Origin of the sequence: Priestia sp. SIMBA_032 (assembly GCF_046535215.1) — a bacterium.
Classification (GTDB): domain Bacteria; phylum Bacillota; class Bacilli; order Bacillales; family Bacillaceae_H; genus Priestia; species Priestia aryabhattai.
Window position 1 is genome coordinate 1 of sequence record NZ_JAWRXD010000747.1, and the last position, 268, is coordinate 268.

Consider the following 268-nt stretch of genomic DNA (forward strand, 5'->3'; position numbering starts at 1 on the left):
GGTGGCTCTTTTTTATAACTTCTGCATTGAATAAGCTATTTTCATTAATTCCTGCTTAGAAATTCGTGAACTAAATAACGTAATCATTGTTCCATCTTGTACCCATATCAATTGGCCACCTTGAAGGTCTTTTATCCGTTTTGTTGGTGTTAACGGATGAAAGACACCATTTATTTTGTTTATTTTCACTCTTTCTCCATGTTCCCCAGGTTGAATATCATTGCCTGTTGCCGCACTTTCAATAATTGCAACTTTTAATTGCGTTCCT

1 protein-coding gene is annotated in these 268 nt (G+C 35.4%); it reads right to left on the reverse strand.

All coding sequences use genetic code 11. The features are described 5' to 3' along the window. Nucleotides 1-12 precede the first annotated feature (12 nt). Nucleotides 13-268, reverse strand: a 256-nt coding sequence (locus SB717_RS36300) for a DUF4367 domain-containing protein (protein WP_410907860.1), incomplete at its 5' end; no start/stop codon positions are given.